The sequence below is a fragment of the Terriglobia bacterium genome, assembly GCA_020072645.1.
Lineage (GTDB): Bacteria > Acidobacteriota > Terriglobia > Terriglobales > Acidobacteriaceae > Angelobacter.
The window spans coordinates 111,854-134,843 of sequence record JAIQGK010000005.1 but is presented as its reverse complement, the minus strand read 5'-3'; the positions used below and the strand labels follow the sequence as shown (position 1 = coordinate 134,843).

Here is a 22,990-nt window from a genome sequence, read left to right as displayed (position 1 = left end):
GTGGCCGTGCGCGAGTACCTGGAGAACTTTAACGAGGACATTGGGTAGGACGTAGGTCCTGCCCCTTCAGCTAGAGCTCCCAAGCACTGAAGTTAGCAGCTCTGGTGTGATCGTGAGCCAAACAGAAGTAAACTTTGCTGACGTTTTAGTAAGGCGTTGGGAATGGAACCGGCGCCTACGTTAGCAAAGCTAGTCGTCCGCGCCAGGCCTTTATGTTGCCTCAACGCAAAATACTAAGAGCTGGTCACCTGCGAGATCGCCTGGAGCGTTCTGTCTGCGCCTGTTGAAACTCTTTAGCCAGTTCGGGTTCATTCAGGCCTTTCAGGTTTTGGATAATGCCCTGGTACTCAGGATAGTTTGCCGATTCCAGTTCAGCCAGGAAGTCGATCAATTGCCCGCGCTCCTGCGGTGAAAGCTGGTGAAGAAAGACGGCAAATGACCTGGTGAAATGGCTGCCGTAATTCGCCATTACATTTTGCAGGCAGCCGGGAGCGTTGCCCTGGGATTCCGCGTCTTTGCTCAACCGGACCAGCAGGCTGCCGACCTCCGCTACATGATGGCCCTGTAACGCAGACAGCGCAAAAATATAATCGCACTCATTCCCATCCGCCAGCGCCCCGCCGACGCCGAAATACGCCTGAAACTTTTTATAAGTCCGGGGAAATGCCTTCAAGAAACGGTGCTGTGCTGACCGGTTGGTTGGAGCGGCTTTGAGGCTATTAAAGGCCGCCTGCAATCTTTCCGGACTTTGCGCATGGTGGAGCGGCTGCGCCGCTGCGATTGATGAGCATGGCGCCAACAGAAGCAGCGCGAGATAAATTGCAATTCCACGAAATATGCGTTTCATTTGGAACATAAGTCTTGCAATGCCATCGTTGGTTGGTGGATGCATTCTGCGTTTATCTGAAGGGGGATTTCACTGCGGTTCTTTGGTGCAGCATATTACCATCTCCAAGACGGACCCGCTTAAGGAAATAAATCGGCTTGGGAAAACGGAATGACAGCAGGTTTTTAGTCGTCCGCGCCCACCTGCGATTGCGGCACGCCCAGTTCCTGGTCTTTGTATTGCAACTGATAGAGCTTCCAGTAGATCCCGCGCTGGCCCAGCAGTTCCTGGTGGCTGCCGATCTCGCGCACGTGGCCTTTGTGCATGACAATGATCTTGTCCGCCCGCTGGATGGTGGAGAGCCGATGCGCAATGATGACCGAGGTGCGGCCTTCCACCATGCGAGTAAGGGCTTCACGCACGCGGATTTCGGTTTCCGTATCGACACTGGAGGTGGCTTCGTCCAGCACCAGAATCCTGGGATTGTGCGCCAGAGCGCGGGCGAAAGAAATGAGCTGCTTCTGGCCTGTGCTCATGGTACTGCCGCGCTCCAGTACGGGAGCCTTAAAGCCTTCCGGCAAGTTGCGAATAAAATCAGCCACGTTTACATTCTCCGCTGCAATCTCAATGTCTTGATCTGTGATCCACGCCGTGCCCAGGCGGATATTGTTTTCAATGGTGCCGGTAAAGAGAAATGGGTCCTGCAACACCACGCCAAAACGGCGCCGCAGATCGTTCAGGTCCATCTGGCGGATATCGACGCCGTCAATCCTGATCGCGCCTTTTTGGATGTCATAGAAGCGCATGAGCAGCGAGATGATTGTCGTCTTGCCCGCGCCGGTATGGCCGACGATGGCCACGGTATCACCGGGTTCGATGGTGAACGAGACATCGCGCAGGATCCAGTCGTAAGTCTCAGCGTTGGCTTCTGTGTTGCCATCGATTACGCCATGACCGTTGGAAGTTGCAGAGACAGAAGGCTTATCGCCGTCATCAGTTTCCACCTTGCGGTAGGCGAACCAGACGTGATCAAACTCAATGCGGCCCGCGCCTTCAGCCTTCTGCGGAAGAGCAGGAGAGGTGATTTCCACAGGCGTATCCAGCAGTTTGAAAACGCGCTCGCTGGAGGCCATGGCACTCTGGAGAATGTTGTACTTGTCGCTCAGGTCCTGAATGGGACGGAAGAAACGCTGCGCGTACTGCATGAACGCCGTGAGCACGCCGATGGTCACTGCGCCACGAAGCACCCCGAATCCGCCGAAATAGATGACCATGGCGATGGCTACGCTGGAAAGGACTTCCACCACCGGATAGTAAAGCGCGTAGGCCATGATGGCGTCTTTATACGCGTCCATGTGCTGGGCGTTGACTTTATCAAAGCTGCGGTAGGCGCGCTTTTCACGATTGAAAAGCTGTAGCACCACCATGCCAGTGACGTGCTCCTGCAGATAAGCATTGATACGGGCAATGGCGGTGCGGATGCGCCGGTAAGAATCGCGCACGGAGTTGCGGAAAACCATCGTCGCCCAGAAGATGAGCGGCAGCACGGCAAAGGTAATGAGCGCGAGCCACCAGTTCATCCCCAGCATGATGAGCACGATTCCGGCCAGCACGAAGATATCTTCAAAGATCGCTACCACGCCGGAGGTAAACATTTCGTTCAGCGCGTCCACATCAGTAGTGACGCGCGTTACCAGCCGGCCTACGGGATTTTTGTCATAAAACCCGATATGCATGTGCTGCAGGTGGCGAAAGATCTGGCTGCGGAAATCAAACATGACCTTCTGGCCGGTCCACAACATGAGATAAGTCTGCGTGTATTCCAGGCCAAAGCTGATCAGCAGCAGCGCGAAGTAGGCAAATCCCAACTGTGCGATGCCGACCAGCGGAAGCGGACTGAGAAAACGATCGAGAATGCTGTGATGCGCAGTCGAGGAAAGATATTTATCGATGGCGGTCTTGGTGAGGAAAGGCCCTAGCACGTCCGCGGCGGCCTTAAGGATGATCGATATCAGCGCGACCACGACCTGCCATTTGTATGGCCGCAAATAACCCAGAAGCCGCTTCATCAGGCGGCTGTCATACGCTTTACCTAGTACCTCTTCTTCCTGCGCCATGTGTTGAGACCATTTTAAATGCAAAGTGCGGAGCGTTTGGCGGAGACCATGGGAAAGTCGCCAATATTTGGAAGCATCTGGCCGGATCCGAAACCGCAGCTACGCGGCAAATCACTTATACATCCGGCTTCGGCCACTTTCGGGCCGCCCGGGCCCGAAAACTATCAGATGCCGCAGCTTAGCGTGTGGCCGCAGAAAGTTGAGCCGTTTGTGGGCGTGAGCGAAGCGGGAGCCCGCAAGCGAAATCCTGAGCGAGCAAAGCGAGTCGAAGGATATTGAGCCGTTTTGCGGACTTAACCCTGTTACACTCACGCGAAGACCATGCAACAGGCCCCGCAAATCCCGTGGATCAAGGCCGCCGAAACCCCGTGGGCCTAGAGGCGCAGCATGCTTTTCTCTACGTGGAAAAATTGGAAACGCCAGCGAGCTCCCGGTATTCTGGCACGCGCCGACCCAGCAGCCATGCTTCAATCATGGCGTTCACCTCATCCGGCGCTTCCTGCTGGATCCAGTGAGAGACTCCGGGGAAGACGCGGAATGTCAAGTCAGTAACGTATTTCTCTGTGCCGCGCGTGGTGCGATTGGTGAGAGCAACGTCCTGGTCGCCCCAGAGGAAAAGCGTAGGAATGTGGATGCGAGGAATGTCGCGGCGAAAAAAGCGTTTCAGGCCGCCACTGCGAAAGAATCCACGATACCAATTGAGCATGGCACGAAGACCGCCGGACCGTGCAGCGTTGGCGCGGTAGATTTCCAGAATCTCGTCGGGAAAGAGAGCAGGCTTGCTCGAAGTCTTGCGGATAAGTTCAGCAGCGCCGCGCCCATGCCGCCGGCCAAGAATCTTTTCTGGCAGCCAGGGAAGCTGGAAGAAAAGCGTGTACCAGGATTTGAAAAACTGAGTTGGCCTACGGACTTCGCGGGCGAAGCACGCGGGATGCGGAAGGTTGAGAATCACCAGACGGTCGATGAGTTGCGGCTGCTCCATGGCGAGCAGCCACGCTAGGACAGCGCCGAGGTCATGAGCGACCACAAGTTTTTCTCTGGCGTTGGCAGCCTTGATCAGCGAAGCAACGTCTTCGACCAGCGTTTTCGGCTGATAGGCTGAGACTTCGCTTGGTAAATCAGTAGCACCGTAACCACGCAGGTTGGGCGCCCATACGCGATAGCCGAGGCGCGCCAGCAGAGGCATTTGATGTCGCCAGGAATAAGCGTGCTCAGGGAAGCCGTGCAGGCAGAGCGCAAGGCGATCGCCCGAGCCCGGCGTCCCCAACGCACACGGGTTTGGCGTGCTGGGGCGGGAGTCCATGGTGGCGACTTCAAAGTTGATGCCGTTGGCGGCAACGCGGATGAATGAGACGTCAGGCCAGTTCATGAGTAGAGTTCCTCTTAGACGGCTTGTTTCTTTCGTCGGTCGCCTGTTGGAACTTTCATTCGTGCTCGCTGCTTAACCACATAGGAGATTGATCTTTTAGATCTGGCTTTCTCTGATAAGCTTTCGGCCTTCGTGTTTTGGCGGGCACGTATATTCGCGCCGTTTGCCATCGATGCCCTTTGTAGACCATTGCAGCTGAAGTTCAGTTTGTGTATCTGCCCCGTGATCGCCACAAGCCCAGTCAAGCACATCCACAGCATTCGATGAGGCATCGCGAAGTGCTTGCCACTCCCGCCTTTGCATATAGAGCGGTTTTGAAGGGTTTGCGACGGTGCCGAAGACATGCAATCGAGGGTTGTTCGTTGATAAACCAACTACCACTCCTACGCTCTTTCCGCACGGCGCCGATTCTGTTTGCAAATAAAATTCTGATTTGTTGCCATCGTGATCATAATCCTCAAGGTGCATGACCTGGACAATCGGCCTCTTGCTCACCATTTCAGAAATATCCTCCTTATCTGATGAGCGGAAGTCCGCTCGATCGTCTTTGGACCAGCGCTGCACCACAGCTGTTCCATTCTCTTCAAACAATGGTGTCAAATGCAGCCGCTCGATCTCTCTTCCGTCCCGTGCCCTGACAAGATATAAGTCGCCGGATTCACCATACGCAAATCCTTCACACGGACAAGTGATAGCCATAGATAGCTCGTTCGCTCCACAGTATGGTTTTGCGGGCCCCTTCCACTCCAAACGCCATTGCTCGCGTAGGCCATGTATAACGACTTCCCGCTGTTCTCGAACTGATATGGCCGGGTGCTCTGATGTCTCTGTTGGGGTCGAATTCTGCGAATGGATGAATCCAGCCCACCAAAACACAGTAAGCAAACAAGATGGAAACAATTTGCGCATCATGGCGTAATCAACAATGCACGGGCTTGCCGCCTACTCCATTCTTCGCAGCACCAGCGCCGAGTTTTTCGATCCAAACGCAATGCAGTTACAAACGGCGTGCTCAATCTGCGCCACGCGTCCGGCTTCAGGGACATAATCAAGGTCGCAGTCAGGATCGGGTTTTTCCAGGTTGATGGTGGGCGGAATCTGATTGTGCTGCATAGCGATGAGCGTAGCCGCGATACCAGCGGCGCCGCACGCGCCCTGCGGATGTCCAATCTGGGACTTGAGCGCTGACATGGGAACTTTATAAGCGTGGTTGCCCAGCGCCAGCTTGAGCGCGCGCGTTTCAATGCGGTCGTTCAAATCGGTAGATGTTCCGTGCAGGTTTACATATTGAATATTCTCCGACGAAACGCCTGCTTCCTTCATGGCCAGACCAATGGCGCGCGCGGGCTCCTCGCCGCATTCCTGCAGGCGCACGCGGTGGAAAGCTTCGCAGGTTGAGCCGTAGCCGGCGATCTCTGCGTAGATATGAGCGCCGCGTGCGCGCGCGTGTTCATATTCTTCGAGGACAAACATCCATGAGCCCTCCGCGAGCACAAAGCCGTCGCGGTCAAGATTGAACGGGCGCGAGCCGCGCTCAGGCGCGTGGTTCCATGATTCGGTCATGATGCGCATAAACGTGAAGCCCTTGAGGATGCCCCAAGCCAGAGGCGAGTCCACGCCGCCGACGAGCGTCATGGGCAGCGTGCCGAGTTGAAGCTGGCGCGTGGCATAAGCAATGGCGTCAGTCGAAGAAGTGCAGCCGCTGGTGACTACATGGCTCAGGCCACGAAAGCCAAAGCGCATACTGACTTCGCTGGACATGGTGCCCATGGTTCCGCTGGGAATGCTGAAGATACTGATCTGCTTTTCCTTGCCGGCATAAAACTTGTGATACTGCGCGTCAGAAAAATCGTGCGCGCCACCGCCCGTGCCCAGCACCACGCCGATCTCACGCTTTTCATCCAGAGACATTTTTTCGGGATCCAGGCCCGCGTCTTTCAGCGCTTCGGTCGAAGCGGCGACGGCCAGCGGTACGCAGCGAGAAACGTGTTTGCGCTCTTTCGCCTCGATCCAGTCAAGCTCGTTGAAGTCCTGAATTTCGCCGGCGATTTTTACAGGAAGGTCTTTGGTGTCAAAACTGGAGATGAGCTTCACGCCGCTCTTGCCGTCAAGGATGGCGCGGCAGAACGCCGTCTTTCCAATGCCGTTGGGGCTGACCACGCCCATGCCTGTAATCACCGCGCGTTTAAGCATAGACTCTGATTCTATAATTGATGCAGGATTTATGCGCCTGGTAACGCAATTAATCGCCTTGTACAAAGGATGGTCGCGGCTGCTTAGGTTCGGCGGAGCCATCGGCTCAGCGCTTGTGGCGGGGTTGATGGCCTTTTTTGCGGGAGTGGTAGTTCCAACAACCTTGTGGGAGCGATTTGTTGGACCTCATCAAACTGCACCCTCAGCGGATGTTCCAGTAACCGCCTTCGGCTTGGTGCTTGGAGTAATTCTCGGATTGGTAACGATTTACTTTACTGTCCGCTGGCTTTGGCCAACGAAAGAAGATCAAGATTGAGCCAAGATTAATGACCTTAGGTATTTACATCTCGGTTCCGTTCTGCCGCTCAAAATGCACCTATTGCAACTTTGCCTCGGGCGTGTTTTCCGCCGCGCAGATGGGGCGGTATGTGGAACGGGTAAGCGAGGACATGCAGTGGCTGCGCGCGCATGCGGATGAGCTTGGCGCGACCATTCCAGAGATGGTCGATTCAATCTATCTGGGCGGCGGGACGCCGAGCCTGTTGCCGCCGGACGAGCTGAAGAAGCTTTTCTTTACTTTGCGACAGGAGTTCAAGATTCTTCCGAAGGCGGAAGTCACGGTCGAATGCGCGCCGGGAACGCTGACCGACCAAATTATCCATACACTGGTCACTCGCGGGGTAAATCGGGTGAGTCTGGGAGTGCAGTCTTTTGTCGATCAGGAAGCGGCTTCGGTGGCGCGGCTGCATACGCGCGAGAAAACGCTCAACGATATCGAGAGGCTGCGCAAGGCAGGAATCAGCAACATTAATGTTGATCTGATTGCCGGGCTCCCACACCAGACGCGCGAAAGTTGGGAATATTCTCTTGAGCAGGCGATTGCGACGGGCGTCCCGCATGTGAGCGTTTACATGCTTGAGGTGGACGGAGACTCGCGGCTGGGACGCGAGTTGATTGCCGGCGGAACAAAATACCACGCCCACTTTGTTCCTGACGATGACTTGACAGCTGAGTTTTATGAAACTGCGTGCGAGCGCTTGAATGCAGCGGGCATTGCGCAGTATGAGATTTCTAACTTCGCGCGTGAAGGGTTTGAGTCGCGGCACAACCTTAAATATTGGATGCGGCAACCGTATCTCGGCTTTGGCGTGGATGCGCATTCGATGCTGCCCGCTGTGAGTGGCCAAGCGGAAAGCGTTCGGCTGGCGACGACAGACGACTATGATCGTTTCTTTATATCGGCGGACTTCAAGGCATCAGCGGTGAGCAAGGAGCAGGCGCTGGAGGAAAGCTTCTTTCTGGGATTGCGGTTGAATCGCGGCGTCGACCTGGAACGTGTACGGGAGGAGTTTGGGGCAGCGGTCAACAAGTTTGGGGCAGCGATCGACGAACTGGTGGAAGAAGGTCTGTTAATTCGCAGTGGGGAAAATCTGCGATTGACGAACCGTGGACGCTTGCTATCGAATGAGGTGTTTGGAAGATTTATTGGAGCAGAGAAGTCGATTGTGAGCCAGGCAAAAGGTCCCTCCGACCTACTCGCGCGCTGAAGACAGCGCGCGCTCGCTTTACGGTCGTCGGGATGACGATCTCATTGGGTATAACAAGTTATTTCGTCGGGACAAGGACGCGCTGAGAATAAGAATGTCTGAAAAGCACAGGACAGGATCAACATGCCATCAAAGCTAGAGCAGCCGGAAGTAGCTCAATCCGAAGAACGCAAAATGAAACGCGCTATCGATCTGCGCAGTGATACCGTCACGCAGCCCACAGCGGAGATGCGCCGCGCCATGGCCGAGGCCGAGGTGGCGGACGACGTTTACGGTGAAGATCCAACCATGAACCGTCTGCACGAGCGAGCGGCCCAGATCTTCCAGAAAGAAGCCGCGATTTTTGTGCCTTCGGGGACCATGGGCAACCAGGTGGCGATTCGCTGCCACACGCAGCATGGGCAGGAAATTATCTGCGAGGAGCGCGCGCACTTCATCAACCTGGAATCGGCAACGGTGGCGGCGTTTTCCGGCTGCCAGCCGCGGACGATCTATGGCGAAGATGGCGTGATCACCTGGGCGCAGATCAAGAAGAGAATTGCGCCGCCGGCGTACTATCGCGCGCAGACCGGATTGATTGAGCTGGAGAACACGGGCAGCCTGACGGGCGGGACGGTTTTCCCCCAAGACGTGGCCGATGAGATCTGCGATGGCGCTCACGAGATGGGATTGCCGGTGCATCTGGATGGCGCCCGCATCTTTAATGCGGCAACGGCGATGAAGAAATCGGTGGCGGACATCGCGCGCAAGTTCGATTCGGTGATGTTCTGCCTGTCCAAAGGGCTGTGCGCGCCAGTGGGCTCGATGCTGGTGGGAAGCAAGGCGTTTATCGACAAAGCACGCGTTTTCCGCAAAGCCATGGGCGGCGGCATGCGGCAATCCGGTGTCTTGGGCGCGGCCGGGTTGATAGCGCTGGAGAAGATGCCGGCGCGCTTACAGGAAGACCATGACAATGCGCGTCTGCTCGCCGAAGGGCTGGCGGAGATCAAGGGAATCAAGATTGACGCGAAGAAGGTGCGGACGAATATTCTTGTGTTCAGTATCGTGGGCACGGGCATGGACACCACCGAGTTCAGCCGCAAATTAGGCGAGAAAAAAGTTTTGGCGGCGGGGATCGATCACGAGCAGATGCGGTTTGTGACACACAATGACGTGAGCCGGGAAGATTGCGGGAAGGTGTTGGAGGCGGTGAGAGGGATTTGCAGGAAGTGATGAACCTTTTGCATCACGTTGCGCCTTAGCGGCATCGATAACGGGATGGAGGAATCACCATGTACGTTGTAACGGGAGCAACCGGCAATACAGGGCATGTGGTCGCAAGCCGCTTGCTGGACCAGAAGAAAACAGTTCGGGTGATCGGAAGAAGCAAGGAGCGCCTGCAATCGCTGGTTGATCGCGGGGCCGAGGCGTTTGTGGCCGACCTGAGCGACCAGGCCGCTCTTACCAAGGCATTCACTGGCGCGGAAGGCGTGTACGCCATGATCCCGCCAAGCGCGACCAGCCAGGACTTTCGCGGCGATCAACGCCGGGCGAGCGATGCAATTGCTGGCGCTCTGGAACGCGCGGGAGTAAAGCACGCCGTATCGCTCAGCAGCGTTGGCGCGGACAAACAGGCCGGCACCGGACCAGTAGCCGGATTGCATGAGTTTGAAGAGATCCTGAACCGGATTGCGGGATTAAACGTGGTCCACCTGCGCGCGGGATACTTCATGGAGAACACGCTGGGCCAGGTGGGCGCGATCGGCGCGATGGGCAAAACCGCAGGGCCGCTGAGCGGTGATCTTAAGCTGCCCATGATCGCGACCAGGGACATTGGAAGCGCCGCGGCCGAATTGCTGAACGCCCTTGATTTCAGCGGTAAGCAGACGCGCGAACTACTGGGCCAGCGCGATCTCAGCATGGATGAAGCGACCACGATCATCGGCAAGGCAATCGAAAAGCCTGATCTCAAGTATGTCCAAGTGCCGGGTGAGCAGATGCAGCCCCTCTTCATTCAAATGGGCATGTCGCCGAACGTGGCAAGCCTGATTCTGGAGATGGCGGAGGCCTTGAACTCCGGACATATGCGCGCGCTGGAACAACGATCCGCCAGGAACACGACAACTACATCGTTTGAAACATTCGTGAAAGAAGAGTTTGTGCCCTTATATCGAGCGCAGACGAAGGCAGCTTAGGTTTCGCGCCGCTGCAGGAGTGGCAACTCAAAGAGGATCTTATTTCGATTCCTGGGTTGAGAACAGCGGTCCACTACTATGCCAGGTGAGTGGACCGCTTTGAGGGTTAAAAGTCAGGTTGAAAAGGGATGCTAGGGAGTTGCGTCATTTGAGGCTTGCCTTGCCCCATTATCTTTTGAAATTCCTCGGCGCTGATCTCACGAGCAGTTCTGCGACAGAGTACGCGATTGCTGTTATGGTCTGACATACATTCCTCCTTTCAGCATTCGGTCTTCTTATGGTAATCCTGGAAGCCAGATGGATGACTGAAAATGACACTCAAGCGCATCAATGCAGTTTCAAATTGGCACCAGAGCAGTCTACCTGCCTGTGATGACCTCGCCGTTTTCCATGATGGCCACCAACGACGCAGTCCAAGATCTTCGCAACGCGCCTCCGGCGCTGAGCGTGATCCTGTATCGGTAATTGCCGAAGTCATGTGCAAAGTATGCTAAGAAATTAGCCAGCGTAGTGCGCAAATGCCGCGGCCACTTTCTCGTCAGGGCCAAAAATGAATACCTCAGCGACCATGCCTCGATGGCCCTTGTAATAAAGGGTGATGCTAGTGGTCCCCAGCAGCGTTGAAACAAGCTCAAAGTGCAGATCGGGAATACCCTTGAGAGCGCTTGTCCAGTAAGCGCCGACGGCCTTCTTGCCTTTCAGTTTTCCTGAGGGTTCACCAGCAACCTGGGCGATGTACGGAGAACTCATCTCAAAATCGTCAGCATAGTGCGAGAGCACGCGGTCAAGATCATGGCTGTTCCAGGCAGCAATCCACTCGGCTGCAAAGCGTTCCGCAAACCTCCTGGCGATCATGGGGCCTCCTTCTGAAGTCTCTACGTTCGCACAGGCACGGCGACAGCGCAATCATCTTGGATTCTTGTGCTGCCTGTCCGCGTGGTAGACCATGCCTCTTGCCCTTTTGGTAGACTTTTAAGTTCTCCCGCTGAATAGAAAAGGAACCAGCCATGCCCTCACAAGTTTCAGCCGCCCCGGAAGTTTCTCTTGCAGAGTTTCAAGCCGCCAGAAAAATCGTTTCGTCGTTTGCTTATCACACGCCGCTGCTTACGTCGCGGCTGCTGAGCGAGCACACCGGCTTTGACATCCGGATGAAGGCGGAGATATTCCAGAAAGGCGGATCGTACAAAGTCCGTGGGCCTCTGAACAAATTCAGCCACCTGACGGAGGAGCAGAAGAAGCGCGGGGTGATCTGCTCGTCGGCGGGCAACCACGCTCAGGGTGTGGCGCTGGCGGCGGGCGTATACGGGATAAAAGCTGTTGTGGTGATGGCCACCAACGCAACGCAATCCAAAGTCGACGCCACGCGGGCGTACGGCGCGGAAGTGGTGCAGCATGGCCTGATCTGGGACGAGGCCAATGAAAAAGCCAAGCAGCTAGTGCAGGAGCGCGGATACACCTACATCCATCCGTTTGACGATCTGCAACTGATCGCCGGACAGGGCACGCTGGGGCTGGAAGTGTATGAAGACTTTCCACAGATTGATGTGGCGGTGGTGCCGATTGGCGGCGGCGGGCTGATCTCCGGCGTGTCGATGGCGCTGAAGGCGCAAAACCCGAAGATCAAAATCATCGGTGTGGAATCGTCAGACGGGCCGGGCATGAAGCGGAGCATTGAAGCCGGGCACGTGGTTACGCTGGACAGGATTGACTGCATCATCGACGGGCTGCGGGTAAAGCGCGTGGGCGAGAATAATTTCTCCATTGTGCAGCGCTTTGTGGATGACATTGTGACGCTGCCGGACAAAGAGATTTTTGACGCGATGATCTGGGTCATGTCCCGCTGCAAGCTGGTAGTGGAAGGAGCAGCCGCTGCGCCGGTGGCTGCGCTGCTGCATGGGCTGATCAAAGCGCCTTCAGGATCAAAAGTGGTGGCCGTGCTGAGCGGTGGCAACGTGAATCTGGACCAGCTTAAAGGATTGAAGTGGAATTGAAAAGCAGCTCTTAGCTCTTAGCCTTTGGCTATTAGCTTGATCTGGTGAGTTGAAACAATTGGCTAATGATCCTCAATCTTCTTGTTTTTAGTCTTCTCTTTAGTGTGGCGGAGCCATTTTTTCAACTTCCTGGCTTCACGCCGTTGCTTCTTACCACAATTATCGACAGACTTGGAAATTATAGTTCTGAAGCTCCAGCCGACGGCATCTCTCAGCATTTATCGGATTGCCTTGCTCCATCGCTTACCGCAGCGCCTGAAGCCCGGAATTTGCATCCCGGGACGCAAGCCTGAAGTCTTAACAACAAACCCTTTGCTTCCCTCGGAGAGATGCGATAGCTTACCCGCATGGCCAATCCACAAGATGAACTGGAGGCCCTGCGGGCGCAGGTAGCGTCTTTGACTGCGCGCGTTCACCGGTTGGAGCGATCGACCGGGATTGAACCTCAATTTTCAGGTACAGCGGCCACGCCGCCACCACCAATCACCAGACCTCCTGCTGAGGAAGCGCGGATCAGAGTCTTACGCGAAGAGGCTGAGCGTGGTCCAGTTCCTCCTCCGCCGCCCATGCCGCATATTCCGCCAAGGCCAGAGATAGCGGCGCCGAAGTTTGCGCAGACGCCGCAACGCTCGTCAGAAGACCTGGAAGGCACAATTGGCAAGCTGTGGCTGAACCGGATTGGGATTATCGCGATTCTTATTGGCGTTGCTTATTTCCTGAAGTATGCATTTGATAACGGCTGGATTGGTCCTGCTGGCCGGGTGGCGATTGGCCTGATAGCGGGCACTGGTGTGCTGGTGTGGAGCGAGAGCTTCCGCAGGAAAGGAAGCGCGGCGTTTTCTTACTCGCTCAAGGCTGTCGGCATCGGCATTCTTTATTTGTCGTTATGGGCGGCGTCGCAATATTTCCACCTGGTTCCCGCGTCAGTGGCATTCGTCGCCATGATCCTGGTGACCGCTTCCACCATTACGCTGGCGATCGCGCAGGACGCGGAGATACTAGCCGTTTACGCGATGATTGGCGGCTTCAGCACGCCCGCACTGGTTTCCACCGGAGAGAACCACGAGATCATCCTGTTCTCTTATGTGCTGCTGCTTGATGTGGCAATCCTGGCGATGGTGACTTTCAAGCCCTGGCGCCGGATCGTATGGGGCGCGATGCTGGGAACCGGGGTGATGTATATCGGCTGGGCGGCGCAATTTTATGATTCGACAGAACGCACGGTAACGGTTTTATTTGCCTCGGCATTCTTTGCCGTCTTTGCACTGGTGCCGTTGTTTACGCCGCTTACGCGCTCACGCTGGCATCCAGGCATGTCCATTACGCTGGCGCTATTGCCGCTGGTGAATGGCGGAGCATATTTTCTGGCGTTATTCGTGATGTATAACCGTGAAACAGTCACCCTCACCTGGTATGCGCTGGCGCTGGCTGCCGTGTATCTGCTGCTGAGCAGCCAGTTCAAACGCCGTGTGGACGGTGAGCCCGACGTGGTAAAGACGGTCAACCTTCTGCACGTGGCGGTGGCGATTGCCTTTATCACGGTTGCCGTTCCGCTCAAACTGGACGCGCACTGGATCACGATTGGCTGGCTGATTGAATCTGCCGTGCTGCTGTTTGTAGGCGTTAAAGCGGACACGCACTTTCTGCGCATTTTTGCCGGATGCACCCTGGCGCTGGGCGTGTGCAGGCTGTTGTTCATCGACGACTTCTCCACGCAGACGTTGGTCTTTAATACCCGGTTTGCCACTTTCCTGGTAGCGATTGCCGTAATGGCCGGCATAGTAATTGCCGGAAAGAGGTTAGCTTCTGAGAGGGAGCAGCCTTTCATCATGCTGGCCGGGATTGCGCTCAACGTGCTAGCGCTGATCGCGCTGACGCGGGAGGCCAATGACTACTTTACCCGTCACATTGCTGAGACATACCTGCAGCGCGATATGTATGAGGCCGCAACACAACTGGGGATTGCGCGCGATTTCAGCTTCTCCGCCATATGGATTGTCTATGGCGCGGCGCTGATGATCATCGGCTTCTGGAAGCGCTCAGCATTCATCCGCTGGCAGGCTATGGTGCTGCTGGCCGTGACCATCGGAAAAGTTTTTCTGTATGACTCGCGAGCGCTGCAGCAGGTTTACCGCATTCTGAGTTTCATTGCACTGGGCGTGCTGCTAATGGCTGTTTCGTATGCGTACCATCGCGACTGGTTCAAGTTATCGCCCAAGAAAAGTGGTGGCAGCACGGAGCAGGAGACATCCGCATGATGAAGATAGTGGCGGCGTTGCTGGCGATGTTTCTTGCCGGGCCTTCTATTTCGTACTTCAAGTATCAGAGACCGGTGCAAGCGCAGCCGGGCGGGCAGCGATATATAGCAGTGGATGAACAGACGTGGAAGAATGCGCGGCGTGATCTGGGCGACTTGCGTCTGTACAACGGCCAGCAGGAAGTGCCTTATGCGCTGATAGTGGAGCGGGGCAGCCGCGAAAATGACAGTAAAGACGTGACCGTGCTGCAACAGTCTGTAGTGGGCGGCAAGACGCAGTTCCTGATAGATATGACAGGCGTTGCTGAGTACGACCACATTGATGTGAAGCTATTGACGAAGAACTTTGTGGCGCATGCCCGCGTGGAAGGCCAGGACGATCTGCATGGCAAGGATTGGGCTTTGCTGGGCGAATCCATTCTTTACGACCTGTCAAAAGAAAATCTGGGCGCGAACAGCGTTCTGCGGCTGCCGCTTTCCACATACAAATACTTGCGAGTCACTATTGACGGGCCAGTGAAGCCCGCGGACATTATTGGCGCAAGCTCAGAATTTCGCCAGGAGCAGAAAGCGGTGTGGCGCGATGTGGGCGGAGCGCCAACAGTGGCGGAGATGCCCGCAGGCGTGGCGCGCAATGATTCTTCACGTCGGACCGGCAAAGCTACGGTGCTAACGTTTGCCGTCCCGGAAAATGTTCCAGTGAACCGAGTGACTTTCGATATCGATGCGGCGCAGCCCAATTTCCGCCGCTCAGTGCAGGTGGAGGGCGACAAGGACGCTTACATCGGATCAGGAGAGATTGACCGCGTTCACATGGTGCGACAAGGCCAGAAAATTGATACAGACGATTATGACGTTAGCTTCTCCGCAGTGGGACACAAAGAGATCAAAGTCACAATCAATAATGGCGACGATCCGCCGCTGAAAATAAAAAGCGCGCGGCTGCAGCAATTGGAACATCGGCTCTACTTTGACGCGCCGGCATCCGGACCGCTAACGCTTTACTACGGCGACGAAAAATTGGATCCACCTATCTATGATTACGCGAAGCTTTTTCTGCTGGCGAAAGATGCGGCCCCGGCACACCTTGGAGCGGAGCAGGCCAATGCGGCATTTACGGGAAGGCCGGATGAACGTCCGTGGACAGAGAAGCACCCGGCAGTCTTGTGGATTGCGATTGTGGCCGCAGTACTGATCCTGGGCGCGATTGCCTTACGGTCAATGAAGACCGCGGTTGCCGCCTAGTGGAAGACAGCCATCGATTCTTTCTTCGGCTGGCTTGCCAGATTCTGAACATAGCCTTTTAACCGTTCTTCAGAATCTTCCGCCGTGAATCCGTTAAAGGCGACTCCCATACCCACGCCGGGATGCGAGCTGACGGTTTTGCCGGCAACATGAATTTCCTTGTCGCCAGCCTTGATGTCAAGCGTGACTACCTGACCGGCGGGTAGTGGCGAAAAAGTAAATATGTAACAGCCGCCCAGCGAGATGTCGCCCACGGTGCCCCAATATCCGGCCTGGCTGATTTCAGGATGAACACGCACGCCGGTGTCACAGACGAAACGGGGGAACCTTCGTTTTTCTTTGTATTCAACTGCCATACAAACTCCTTGCTACCTCAGACCCCTTACCTCCCGTGAACCCTTGATGGGCAGTATTGTTCCACTGTTTGGAAGCGCTGGAGCATTACGTTGGATAGGGGTGAAAAGGTACAAAAGGGCCATGTACGGTGGAGATGCTCTATCCCGAGCGAAGCGAGGGAGCCCTATCAGGTTGAAGCTACTTAGGGTTGAAATGAGCTGCGCGCTAATTTAAATCAGTTCGCGAAGACATTCTTGTCTATAAGACGCAAAGACGATCTCCTTGACTCATGAGTATGCGTGGCTATAGGGCTCCCTCACCCGCTACGCGGGATTCGGGATTGCAGAAGACTACCGCAGCGCTTCTTCAACTTCACTGAGCCAATCTGGTTTCTTTAAAACTTCGCGCGGTTTTGGGCCGTCCGCCGGTCCCACAATTCCGTCATTTTGCATAAGGTCTATCAAGTGTGCGGCGCGGCCGTAACCGATTCGCAGCCGGCGTTGCAGCAGCGAAGTGGAAGCTTTGCCGAACTCAATCACCAGGCGCACGGCGTCCTGATAAAGCTCGTCGTGCTCGCCTTCGCCATCGTCGCCGGACGCGCCATCCGCGGCCGATCCAGCCACTGCCTCTCGTTCTTCTTTCGGAGCCTCAAGGAACTTCTGCTCGTAATGCGCTTGTGCCTGCGCGCGCCAGAACTCGACCACGGCATGCGTCTCTTTTTCTGACGTGTACGGCGCGTGCAGCCTGTGCACCCTCGCTGATCCTGACGGCAGATACAGCATGTCGCCTTTGCCCAGCAGCGATTCCGCGCCGTTCGCGTCAAGAATCGTGCGGGAATCGATCTTCGTGGCCACGCGGAAAGAAATGCGCGACGGAAAATTCGCCTTGATCAAGCCGGTTATCACGTCCACTGACGGTCTTTGCGTCGCCAGCACAAGGTGAATTCCGACGGCCCTGGCCATTTGCGCCAATCGCGTAATCGATTCCTCGACGTTGGACTGATCAAGCATCATGAGATCAGCCAATTCGTCAATTATGATTACGATCTGCGGCAGTGGCTTCTCATCGCTTTCATCTTCAAATAGGCTGGGCGTATCGCTTTCAAACAGTTTGTTGTACTGCTCCAGATTGCGCACGCCTTTGGCCGCCAGCACTTTCAACCGACGCTCCATTTCACGCACCGCATTGCGCAACGCGTTCGCCGCCAGCTTCGGCTCCGTAATAATCGGGACGTACAAATGCGGCACGCCTTCATAAATTCCCAGCTCCAGCCGCTTCGGGTCGACCAATATCAGCCTCACCTGCTCCGGCGTCGATTTATACAAAATCGACATGATCATCGCGTTGATCGCCACAGATTTTCCTGAGCCTGTCGATCCCGCAATCAACAGATGCGGCATCGTCGCCAGGTCCGCGGTGATAATACGGCCGTTGATGTCCTTACCCATCGCCAGCGTGAGCTTCGATTTCGTCCCCAGGAATTCCTGTGACTCCACCACTTCGCGCAGCCAGATTGTTTCGCGATTATGGTTCGGCACCTGTATCCCGACTGTCGATTTTCCCGGCATGCGCTCAATCAAAATGCTTTCTGCGCGCAGCGCCAGGCAAAGATCGTCAGACAGCGAAGTGATGCGGCTATATTTCACGCCTGCATCGGGCTTGAATTCGTAGGTCGTCACCACCGGGCCGGGATTGATCTGCGTCACCGCGCCGCCTACTGAAAATTCTGCGCACTTTTCCGTCAGGACTTCCGCCAACGCTTTGACTTCCGCTTCATTTATGGCCTGCTGGTCTTCGCCACGATGCAAAAGTGAACTCGGCGGAAGCTTGTAGCCTCCGGCAGCAATCTTCGGCAACACGGTCTTGCGTTTTCCTGAAAGGTCTTCGCGCGCATGGATCGCCGGCTCTGCTTCACCTGCAACCCCAGCCGAAGAAGTCCCAGCCGCGCCCATCGAACCTGCACTAGAACCTGCACCAGCATTCCCCGCAGCCGACTCCACGGCCTCAGCAAAAGCTGCCTGCATCGCAGCATCAGCCGCTAAAGGCTCTTCATCTTCAAACGTCCGCTCAATGCCTGTCTTCACCGGCTGAGCAGCGGCGTCAGTCGCTGCGCGTCTCCGCGCCAACTGCGCCGGGCTCACTATCACTCCGCGCTCATTCGCATTGCGCAGCGCAGCCGCTTTAGCAGCTTCTTTCTCAGCTTTCTTTTGTGCCGTAGCTTTCGCGCGGGCCGCGCGCCAATCCTGGAAGCGCTGCCACACCGCCAGCACAAAGGCAAAGCGAGTATTCAGCCAGATCTGCATGTTCACAAATGAGAAAGCGGTAGATAGATACATGGCCACCGCCACCACGGCCCCGCAAACTATATATGCGCCCACGGTATTGAAGTAGTGGAGCAGCACATCGCCCACAATGCGGCCCAGCAGGCCTTCAATGGCCACGGCATGCATCCAGCGCAGGTGCCACGGCAGCAGCGCCAGCAGCGCCGGAGTAAAGATCAGCAAAATCGCAGCGCCCAGCGCCTTCGCTCCCGCGCTAGCCACCGGCCTGGACTTAAACCAGCGCGCGCCCAGCAGGGCAATCATCACCGGCGCGGCAAACACAAATATGCCTATCGACTGCAACAGCAAATCGCTCACCATGGCGCCAAACAGGCCAATCCAGTTGTGCGCGGACCCTGAGCTCAGCGATCCCGCCGTATTCAGTGAGGGATCCAGCGGCGAGTAGCTGGCCAGCGCCAGGAAAAGGAGTGTCGCGGAGACAAACAGCAGGAACCCGACCAGCTCATTGAGCCGGCGGTTCTTCGTAGGCGTGAACGCACGCAGAAAATACTTCATTGGGGTCTGTCCTTTAGCCCGTAAGCCGCGGTAAAAGCCGCATTTTCGCTGGCCAAACCAGCGTTGCAGGCCAAAAGTCCAGAGTACACCAGAGCCTGCTCATTATAACGGAATCCCGGCGCGAAATAGGCCACAATTCCGTAGTCCTTTAGGACCATGGGGTAACGAGACATGTTCCTGCTCATGTTGTCATCCTGACCGACCGCGAACGCCGCTTTTGTTTAGATGCAAGTAGCTGGATCGCGACCGGCCACTCCGTGCCCCTCTGTGCCCTCTGTGGTTCCGACTTTTGCTTTCCGATCAGTGTCATCAGTGTGTATCAGTGGTAAGTCTTTGTTTTTCCGATCTTTTATCTTTTCCTGATCCGCGCATATCCGCGTTCATCAGCGGTAAGTTTTGTTCGTTCCGATTTCCTCCGTTTCCTCCGCTTCCTCCATGTTTCAAAGGTTTTTGTTTTCCCCGATTTCCGGTTTTCTCCGCGACTCCGCGGTGAGCTTTTGCCTTTCCGATCACCGGATCACCCGATCACCCGATCTTCCCCGGCCTGTGCCACGTCATCGTGCTCAGTTCCAGCACCTCCAGCGGACACTCCGGCCAATTATGTTTCCAGCACACAATCCCATCGCATCCGTCCACCGGATGCAGGTGTAACAAAAAGTTTCTGCTTTCATATTCAAATTCAAGCTTCTGCGGCTGCCATTTTTCCGGCTCAATTTCGCGCATCGCTTCGCAGTCCGGAAAAGCCGCCTGCACCCGCGTAATGGCAAAGCCCTGTTCGCGCGCCACCGCTCCAAACAGGACCATCACTCCAGCTTCATTCGTCGGCGCATAAACCAGGGGTCCGGCCGTCATCATTGGAGGCCCATAGACCGGCCCTTCAATCGTTCGCTTCGGCCTCGTAAACCTGCTGGCGGTCCGCCTCGTACTACCGGGCTTTCCCGGAGCGTTCTCCACATAGTCCGCCACAACGTCCAGCACATCTTTCCAGTCGGCTTCCAGTTCTTCCCCTCTGGCGTACTCCAGCATGCCTGCGGGCACATTGCCCCAGCCCCCATAATGCCGCAGCAAAGGACGGCAACTGTACTTGGCATGAATTTCATATTCTCCAAGGGTAGGGACCTTTCCCAGCTCGCGCACCACACCGGCCCAGTCGGTAAATAGGCTGCCCAGGTCCAGCCGGTACGTTCCTTGCCGTTCCAGGCCGCTTTGTACCAGGGCCTCTCTGTAGGAAACAAAGTTTTTCCGTATCGCATGGCGGCGGACAGGACTTATTTTCAGCAATTCCAAAAGACTCGGCACGTGGCCAATGTCCTTGGCACACTGCTGGATTATGGCGATCACTTCTTCTTTGCTCACAGCCTTCTCCTGTAAAGCTCGTGTGGCACAGCCGCCCTCGGCTGTGGGATTGGGTCGACTTCAGGGCTAAAGAGGTGCAAAGACCTGAAACACAAGGGCTAAGGGCCAAAGGCTAATGGCTAAGCGCTTTTTCTGATGTTTTGAAGGCTGACGAAAGGATGTTGGCGGGGTAATTTGCGGCTAAGACTCATAGTTGAGGCTCTCTTTGCTTGAATTTTCACATCAGGCCAGTTTCCCTCAACTGGCCATGGTTCCGTCCGGCGCCGCAGCCGGAAACGAAACCAGAGATGAATATAGCAAACAATGAACGAAGAGTCAATAGTCACCGCTAAGGATGCTATGCCGCCAAGGGTTGTTGCATGAACCTATCGAATACAGCTACGATGCGACTACCAGAAACAAAAGGAACAGCATGTCCCGCAAAAAGCAAAAGACGTTTCCCTCTATGGCATCATGGAAACTGGCGACGCTGGTCGCTCTGATAGCAGCCTGCGTTTTCGCGCTGCTGTACGGGGCGCAATTTATCCCTCCGTACCACCCGGTCTTCAAAAGCGCCGTTCAAAGCTTTGCTGCTCTTCTGCTCACTTCTGGAATTCTCTCTGTCATTTCGAGTATTTTGGTCCGCCGTGAACTGGCGAACTTTTGGCTCAACGCGATCGGTGTACGAGACAGCGTTTCGACATCTGGACTTTATGATGTTGAGATGGATTTTCAATCATATGATTTTCATACTCTCGTGCGCGATGCTAAGAGAATCGATTTGTGTTTTATCCACGCAGAAAAGTTTATTGGCAATCGATTGAACGATTTCAAGGAATTTTTATCGCACAAGGACCACGAGCTTCGAGTTTGCCTCTTGCGCGAAGATTGTAGCTGCGCCCAAAGTCTATCGGAGGATTTTAATTATAAAGAGGGCGAACTCGCGCAAAAAATCAACAATTCGATTGCCGCTCTACAATCGTGCATAGCAGATTTGGAGAAAGCGAACCAAAGCACCGGGTGGGTGAGGATTTGGAAACACCGACGGGGCCCAAAATATACGTATTACCGATTCGACGATTTGTTATTCCTCATTCCATACAACCTAGCCGCAGGACATACTAAAATTCCCGTGTTCGGTTTCATTCGGAAGGAAGGCGGCGTTTCCGATTTCTTGGTAACAGACTTCGACCGTATGATGAATGATCACTCAGAGAAAGTGTACGACTCTCGGGAAGCTAAGCCAGTAGCGTCGAAAACGAACTAACTAATGAGTTTTTCGGTTTATTTTCATCGAGATTTCGACGGTATTTGTTCGGCTGCCGTGTTCACCGCCTACGTGCGCGCTATGGGCATCGCGGTAACACCTACGGAGTATGTGCCCGTCGATTATGATCTAAGGAAATCATGGCTAGAGAGGCGGCTCAACACACCCTGTGCAATAGTTGACTTTCTTTACCATCCGGATGCTGATTGGTGGTTCGATCATCATGAAACGACTTTCATCCGAAGGGACTCGGAACTGTCTTTCCACTCAGATGCACAACACGTGTGGTGTACAAGCTATAAGTCTTGCCCCCGGCTGATCTTAGATTCAGTTTCCGATGTACATCTGAGGCATCGCCTTGACGAACGCTTCTGCGAATATTTGGATTGGTGCGACTTAATCGACAGTGCATCATATGAGTCACCCGTACAGGCGGTTGAATGGAGGGAGCCTGCATTGCAAATCAATGCCACTCTCTCTCAAAATGCAACTCCGGAATACCTTGAGTATCTGATCGAGTCTTTTGGTCAACTTTCCATTTCGCAGGTCGCAAATCTGTCAGAAGTGCGGATTCGGTACGATAAAGCACAAGCTTGGCAGTCCGTGGCGATCTCATATATCAGTCGTGTTGCGAATCTGAAGAATGATGTTGCATTTATTGATCTAGCAGGCCATCCTGATCTTTTTCATAGATACGCCGCATATTACTTGTGGCCAGAGTTGAAGTTCCAGGTGGCGCTGTATAAGGTTGGTGAAAGGTACAAAATCACCGTAGGATCTAATCCGTGGCGACGTTTTGAAGGCCCGGATTTGAGTGCCATTTGCGAACGATATCTCGGTGGAGGTCATCCTACAGTTGCTGGCATTATGGTGTCCTCACGTAAACAAGCTCTCAGAATAGGGACAGAAATATGCAGGATACTTCGTAAAGAGATTCCTTTTTATCAACAATTGGCTCTGGGTCGTCAAATCCGATCCAATGGTTAGATTCCAGACTGCTCGCCTACGCTGATCCAGCCTTTTTAATTCTTTCAGACGCAAAATAACACCTCTTCCTTGGCCACAGGTTCACGCGCAGCAACGCGGAGCGCGCAAAACCCGCCGCTTACCGTTCTCTGATTCTGTGTGACAATACGTCCGCACCCCACATCCGCCTGCACCGCCACACCGCATCCACCTGCCATACAAGTGTCAGGGCACGGCTTTAGCCGTGCCGTAAAGACACAAAATAGCGACCCTTCCTTGCGCCGCAGGCCCGCGCGCAGCAACGCGGAGCGCGCATAACCGCCGATTTCTGATTTCTTGATTTTCTCTTTGACGATACCGGCGCGCCCCATACCCGCCCGCACCGCCACGCAGCATCCATCGACCATACAAGTGTCAGGGCACGGCTTTAGCCGTGCCGTAAGGACGCAAAAGAAAATCCTTCCTCGCCGCCCGCAAGGGCTCGCGCGCAGCAATGCGAAGCGCGCATAAATGTTTACTCATACCCCCAG

Annotated in this window: 19 protein-coding genes; 9 read left to right on the top strand and 10 right to left on the bottom strand. The window is 55.1% G+C overall.

Going from position 1 to position 22,990, the window contains the following annotated elements:
- Positions 1 to 244 precede the first annotated feature (244 nt).
- The 5 genes from LAO76_09110 to LAO76_09090 all read right to left on the bottom strand — a co-directional run bounded on the left by LAO76_09110 (position 245) and on the right by LAO76_09090 (position 6,505).
- Positions 245 to 847, bottom strand: coding sequence for a hypothetical protein (locus tag LAO76_09110; GenBank protein ID MBZ5491077.1), 603 nt, complete (start codon positions 845 to 847; stop codon positions 245 to 247).
- A gap of 164 nt (positions 848 to 1,011) precedes the next feature.
- Positions 1,012 to 2,943: an ABC transporter ATP-binding protein/permease gene (locus tag LAO76_09105; protein ID MBZ5491076.1), complete on the bottom strand. Its 1,932-nt coding sequence runs from the start codon at positions 2,941 to 2,943 to the stop codon at positions 1,012 to 1,014.
- Between the two features lie 397 nt (positions 2,944 to 3,340).
- Positions 3,341 to 4,246, bottom strand: coding sequence for an alpha/beta hydrolase (locus tag LAO76_09100; protein ID MBZ5491075.1), 906 nt, complete (start codon positions 4,244 to 4,246; stop codon positions 3,341 to 3,343).
- Between the two features lie 162 nt (positions 4,247 to 4,408).
- Positions 4,409 to 5,011, bottom strand: a complete 603-nt coding sequence (locus tag LAO76_09095) for a hypothetical protein (GenBank protein MBZ5491074.1) — start codon at positions 5,009 to 5,011, stop codon at positions 4,409 to 4,411.
- 243 nt (positions 5,012 to 5,254) lie between these two features.
- Entirely contained in the window at positions 5,255 to 6,505 is a 1,251-nt protein-coding gene (locus tag LAO76_09090) for a beta-ketoacyl-[acyl-carrier-protein] synthase family protein (protein MBZ5491073.1), read from the bottom strand.
- On the opposite strand from LAO76_09090, the gene LAO76_09085 reads away from it, so the two are divergent.
- From LAO76_09085 to LAO76_09070, 4 genes are all read left to right on the top strand, one after another.
- Entirely contained in the window at positions 6,477 to 6,821 is a 345-nt protein-coding gene (locus LAO76_09085; protein MBZ5491072.1) for a hypothetical protein, read from the top strand. The two genes, LAO76_09090 and LAO76_09085, sit on opposite strands and share 29 nt — an antisense overlap.
- Positions 6,822 to 6,831: 10 nt before the next feature.
- On the top strand, positions 6,832 to 8,052 hold the full coding sequence (hemW, locus tag LAO76_09080; GenBank protein MBZ5491071.1) for a radical SAM family heme chaperone HemW: 1,221 nt from the start codon (positions 6,832 to 6,834) through the stop codon (positions 8,050 to 8,052).
- Between the two features lie 174 nt (positions 8,053 to 8,226).
- Complete coding sequence (locus LAO76_09075) at positions 8,227 to 9,264, top strand: low specificity L-threonine aldolase (GenBank protein ID MBZ5491070.1); 1,038 nt, start codon at positions 8,227 to 8,229, stop codon at positions 9,262 to 9,264.
- A 59-nt stretch (positions 9,265 to 9,323) separates the two neighbouring features.
- Positions 9,324 to 10,226, top strand: a complete 903-nt coding sequence (locus LAO76_09070) for an NmrA family NAD(P)-binding protein (protein ID MBZ5491069.1) — start codon at positions 9,324 to 9,326, stop codon at positions 10,224 to 10,226.
- Between the two features lie 498 nt (positions 10,227 to 10,724).
- On the opposite strand, the gene LAO76_09065 is transcribed toward LAO76_09070, so the two are convergent.
- Complete coding sequence (locus tag LAO76_09065) at positions 10,725 to 11,081, bottom strand: nuclear transport factor 2 family protein (GenBank protein ID MBZ5491068.1); 357 nt, start codon at positions 11,079 to 11,081, stop codon at positions 10,725 to 10,727.
- Between the two features lie 152 nt (positions 11,082 to 11,233).
- On the opposite strand from LAO76_09065, the gene ilvA reads away from it, so the two are divergent.
- The 3 genes from ilvA to LAO76_09050 all read left to right on the top strand — a co-directional run bounded on the left by ilvA (position 11,234) and on the right by LAO76_09050 (position 15,719).
- A complete protein-coding gene (gene ilvA / locus LAO76_09060) occupies positions 11,234 to 12,217 on the top strand; it encodes a threonine ammonia-lyase (protein MBZ5491067.1) in 984 nt (327 codons plus the stop codon).
- A gap of 347 nt (positions 12,218 to 12,564) precedes the next feature.
- Positions 12,565 to 14,475, top strand: a complete 1,911-nt coding sequence (locus LAO76_09055; protein MBZ5491066.1) for a DUF2339 domain-containing protein — start codon at positions 12,565 to 12,567, stop codon at positions 14,473 to 14,475.
- Entirely contained in the window at positions 14,472 to 15,719 is a 1,248-nt protein-coding gene (locus LAO76_09050; protein MBZ5491065.1) for a DUF3999 domain-containing protein, read from the top strand. The genes LAO76_09055 and LAO76_09050 overlap by 4 nt, the downstream gene beginning before the upstream one ends.
- Here LAO76_09050 and LAO76_09045 read toward each other — a convergent pair.
- The 3 genes from LAO76_09045 to LAO76_09035 all read right to left on the bottom strand — a co-directional run bounded on the left by LAO76_09045 (position 15,716) and on the right by LAO76_09035 (position 20,248).
- Entirely contained in the window at positions 15,716 to 16,075 is a 360-nt protein-coding gene (locus LAO76_09045; protein MBZ5491064.1) for a PilZ domain-containing protein, read from the bottom strand. The two genes, LAO76_09050 and LAO76_09045, sit on opposite strands and share 4 nt — an antisense overlap.
- 330 nt (positions 16,076 to 16,405) lie before the next feature.
- Complete coding sequence (locus LAO76_09040) at positions 16,406 to 18,892, bottom strand: DNA translocase FtsK (GenBank protein ID MBZ5491063.1); 2,487 nt, start codon at positions 18,890 to 18,892, stop codon at positions 16,406 to 16,408.
- Positions 18,893 to 19,417: 525 nt separating this feature from the next.
- Positions 19,418 to 20,248 (bottom strand): hypothetical protein, encoded by an 831-nt coding sequence (locus LAO76_09035; protein ID MBZ5491062.1) that lies wholly within the window; start codon positions 20,246 to 20,248, stop codon positions 19,418 to 19,420.
- Positions 20,249 to 20,660: 412 nt separating this feature from the next.
- Between LAO76_09035 and LAO76_09030 the strand changes: the two genes are divergently transcribed.
- Both LAO76_09030 and LAO76_09025 read left to right on the top strand, forming a co-directional pair.
- On the top strand, positions 20,661 to 21,494 hold the full coding sequence (locus tag LAO76_09030; GenBank protein ID MBZ5491061.1) for a hypothetical protein: 834 nt from the start codon (positions 20,661 to 20,663) through the stop codon (positions 21,492 to 21,494).
- Between the two features lie 3 nt (positions 21,495 to 21,497).
- Entirely contained in the window at positions 21,498 to 22,481 is a 984-nt protein-coding gene (locus LAO76_09025) for a hypothetical protein (GenBank protein ID MBZ5491060.1), read from the top strand.
- A 44-nt stretch (positions 22,482 to 22,525) separates the two neighbouring features.
- Here the strand turns inward: LAO76_09025 and LAO76_09020 are convergent, their stop codons facing one another.
- Positions 22,526 to 22,849, bottom strand: a complete 324-nt coding sequence (locus tag LAO76_09020) for a hypothetical protein (protein ID MBZ5491059.1) — start codon at positions 22,847 to 22,849, stop codon at positions 22,526 to 22,528.
- Positions 22,850 to 22,990: the final 141 nt, after the last annotated feature.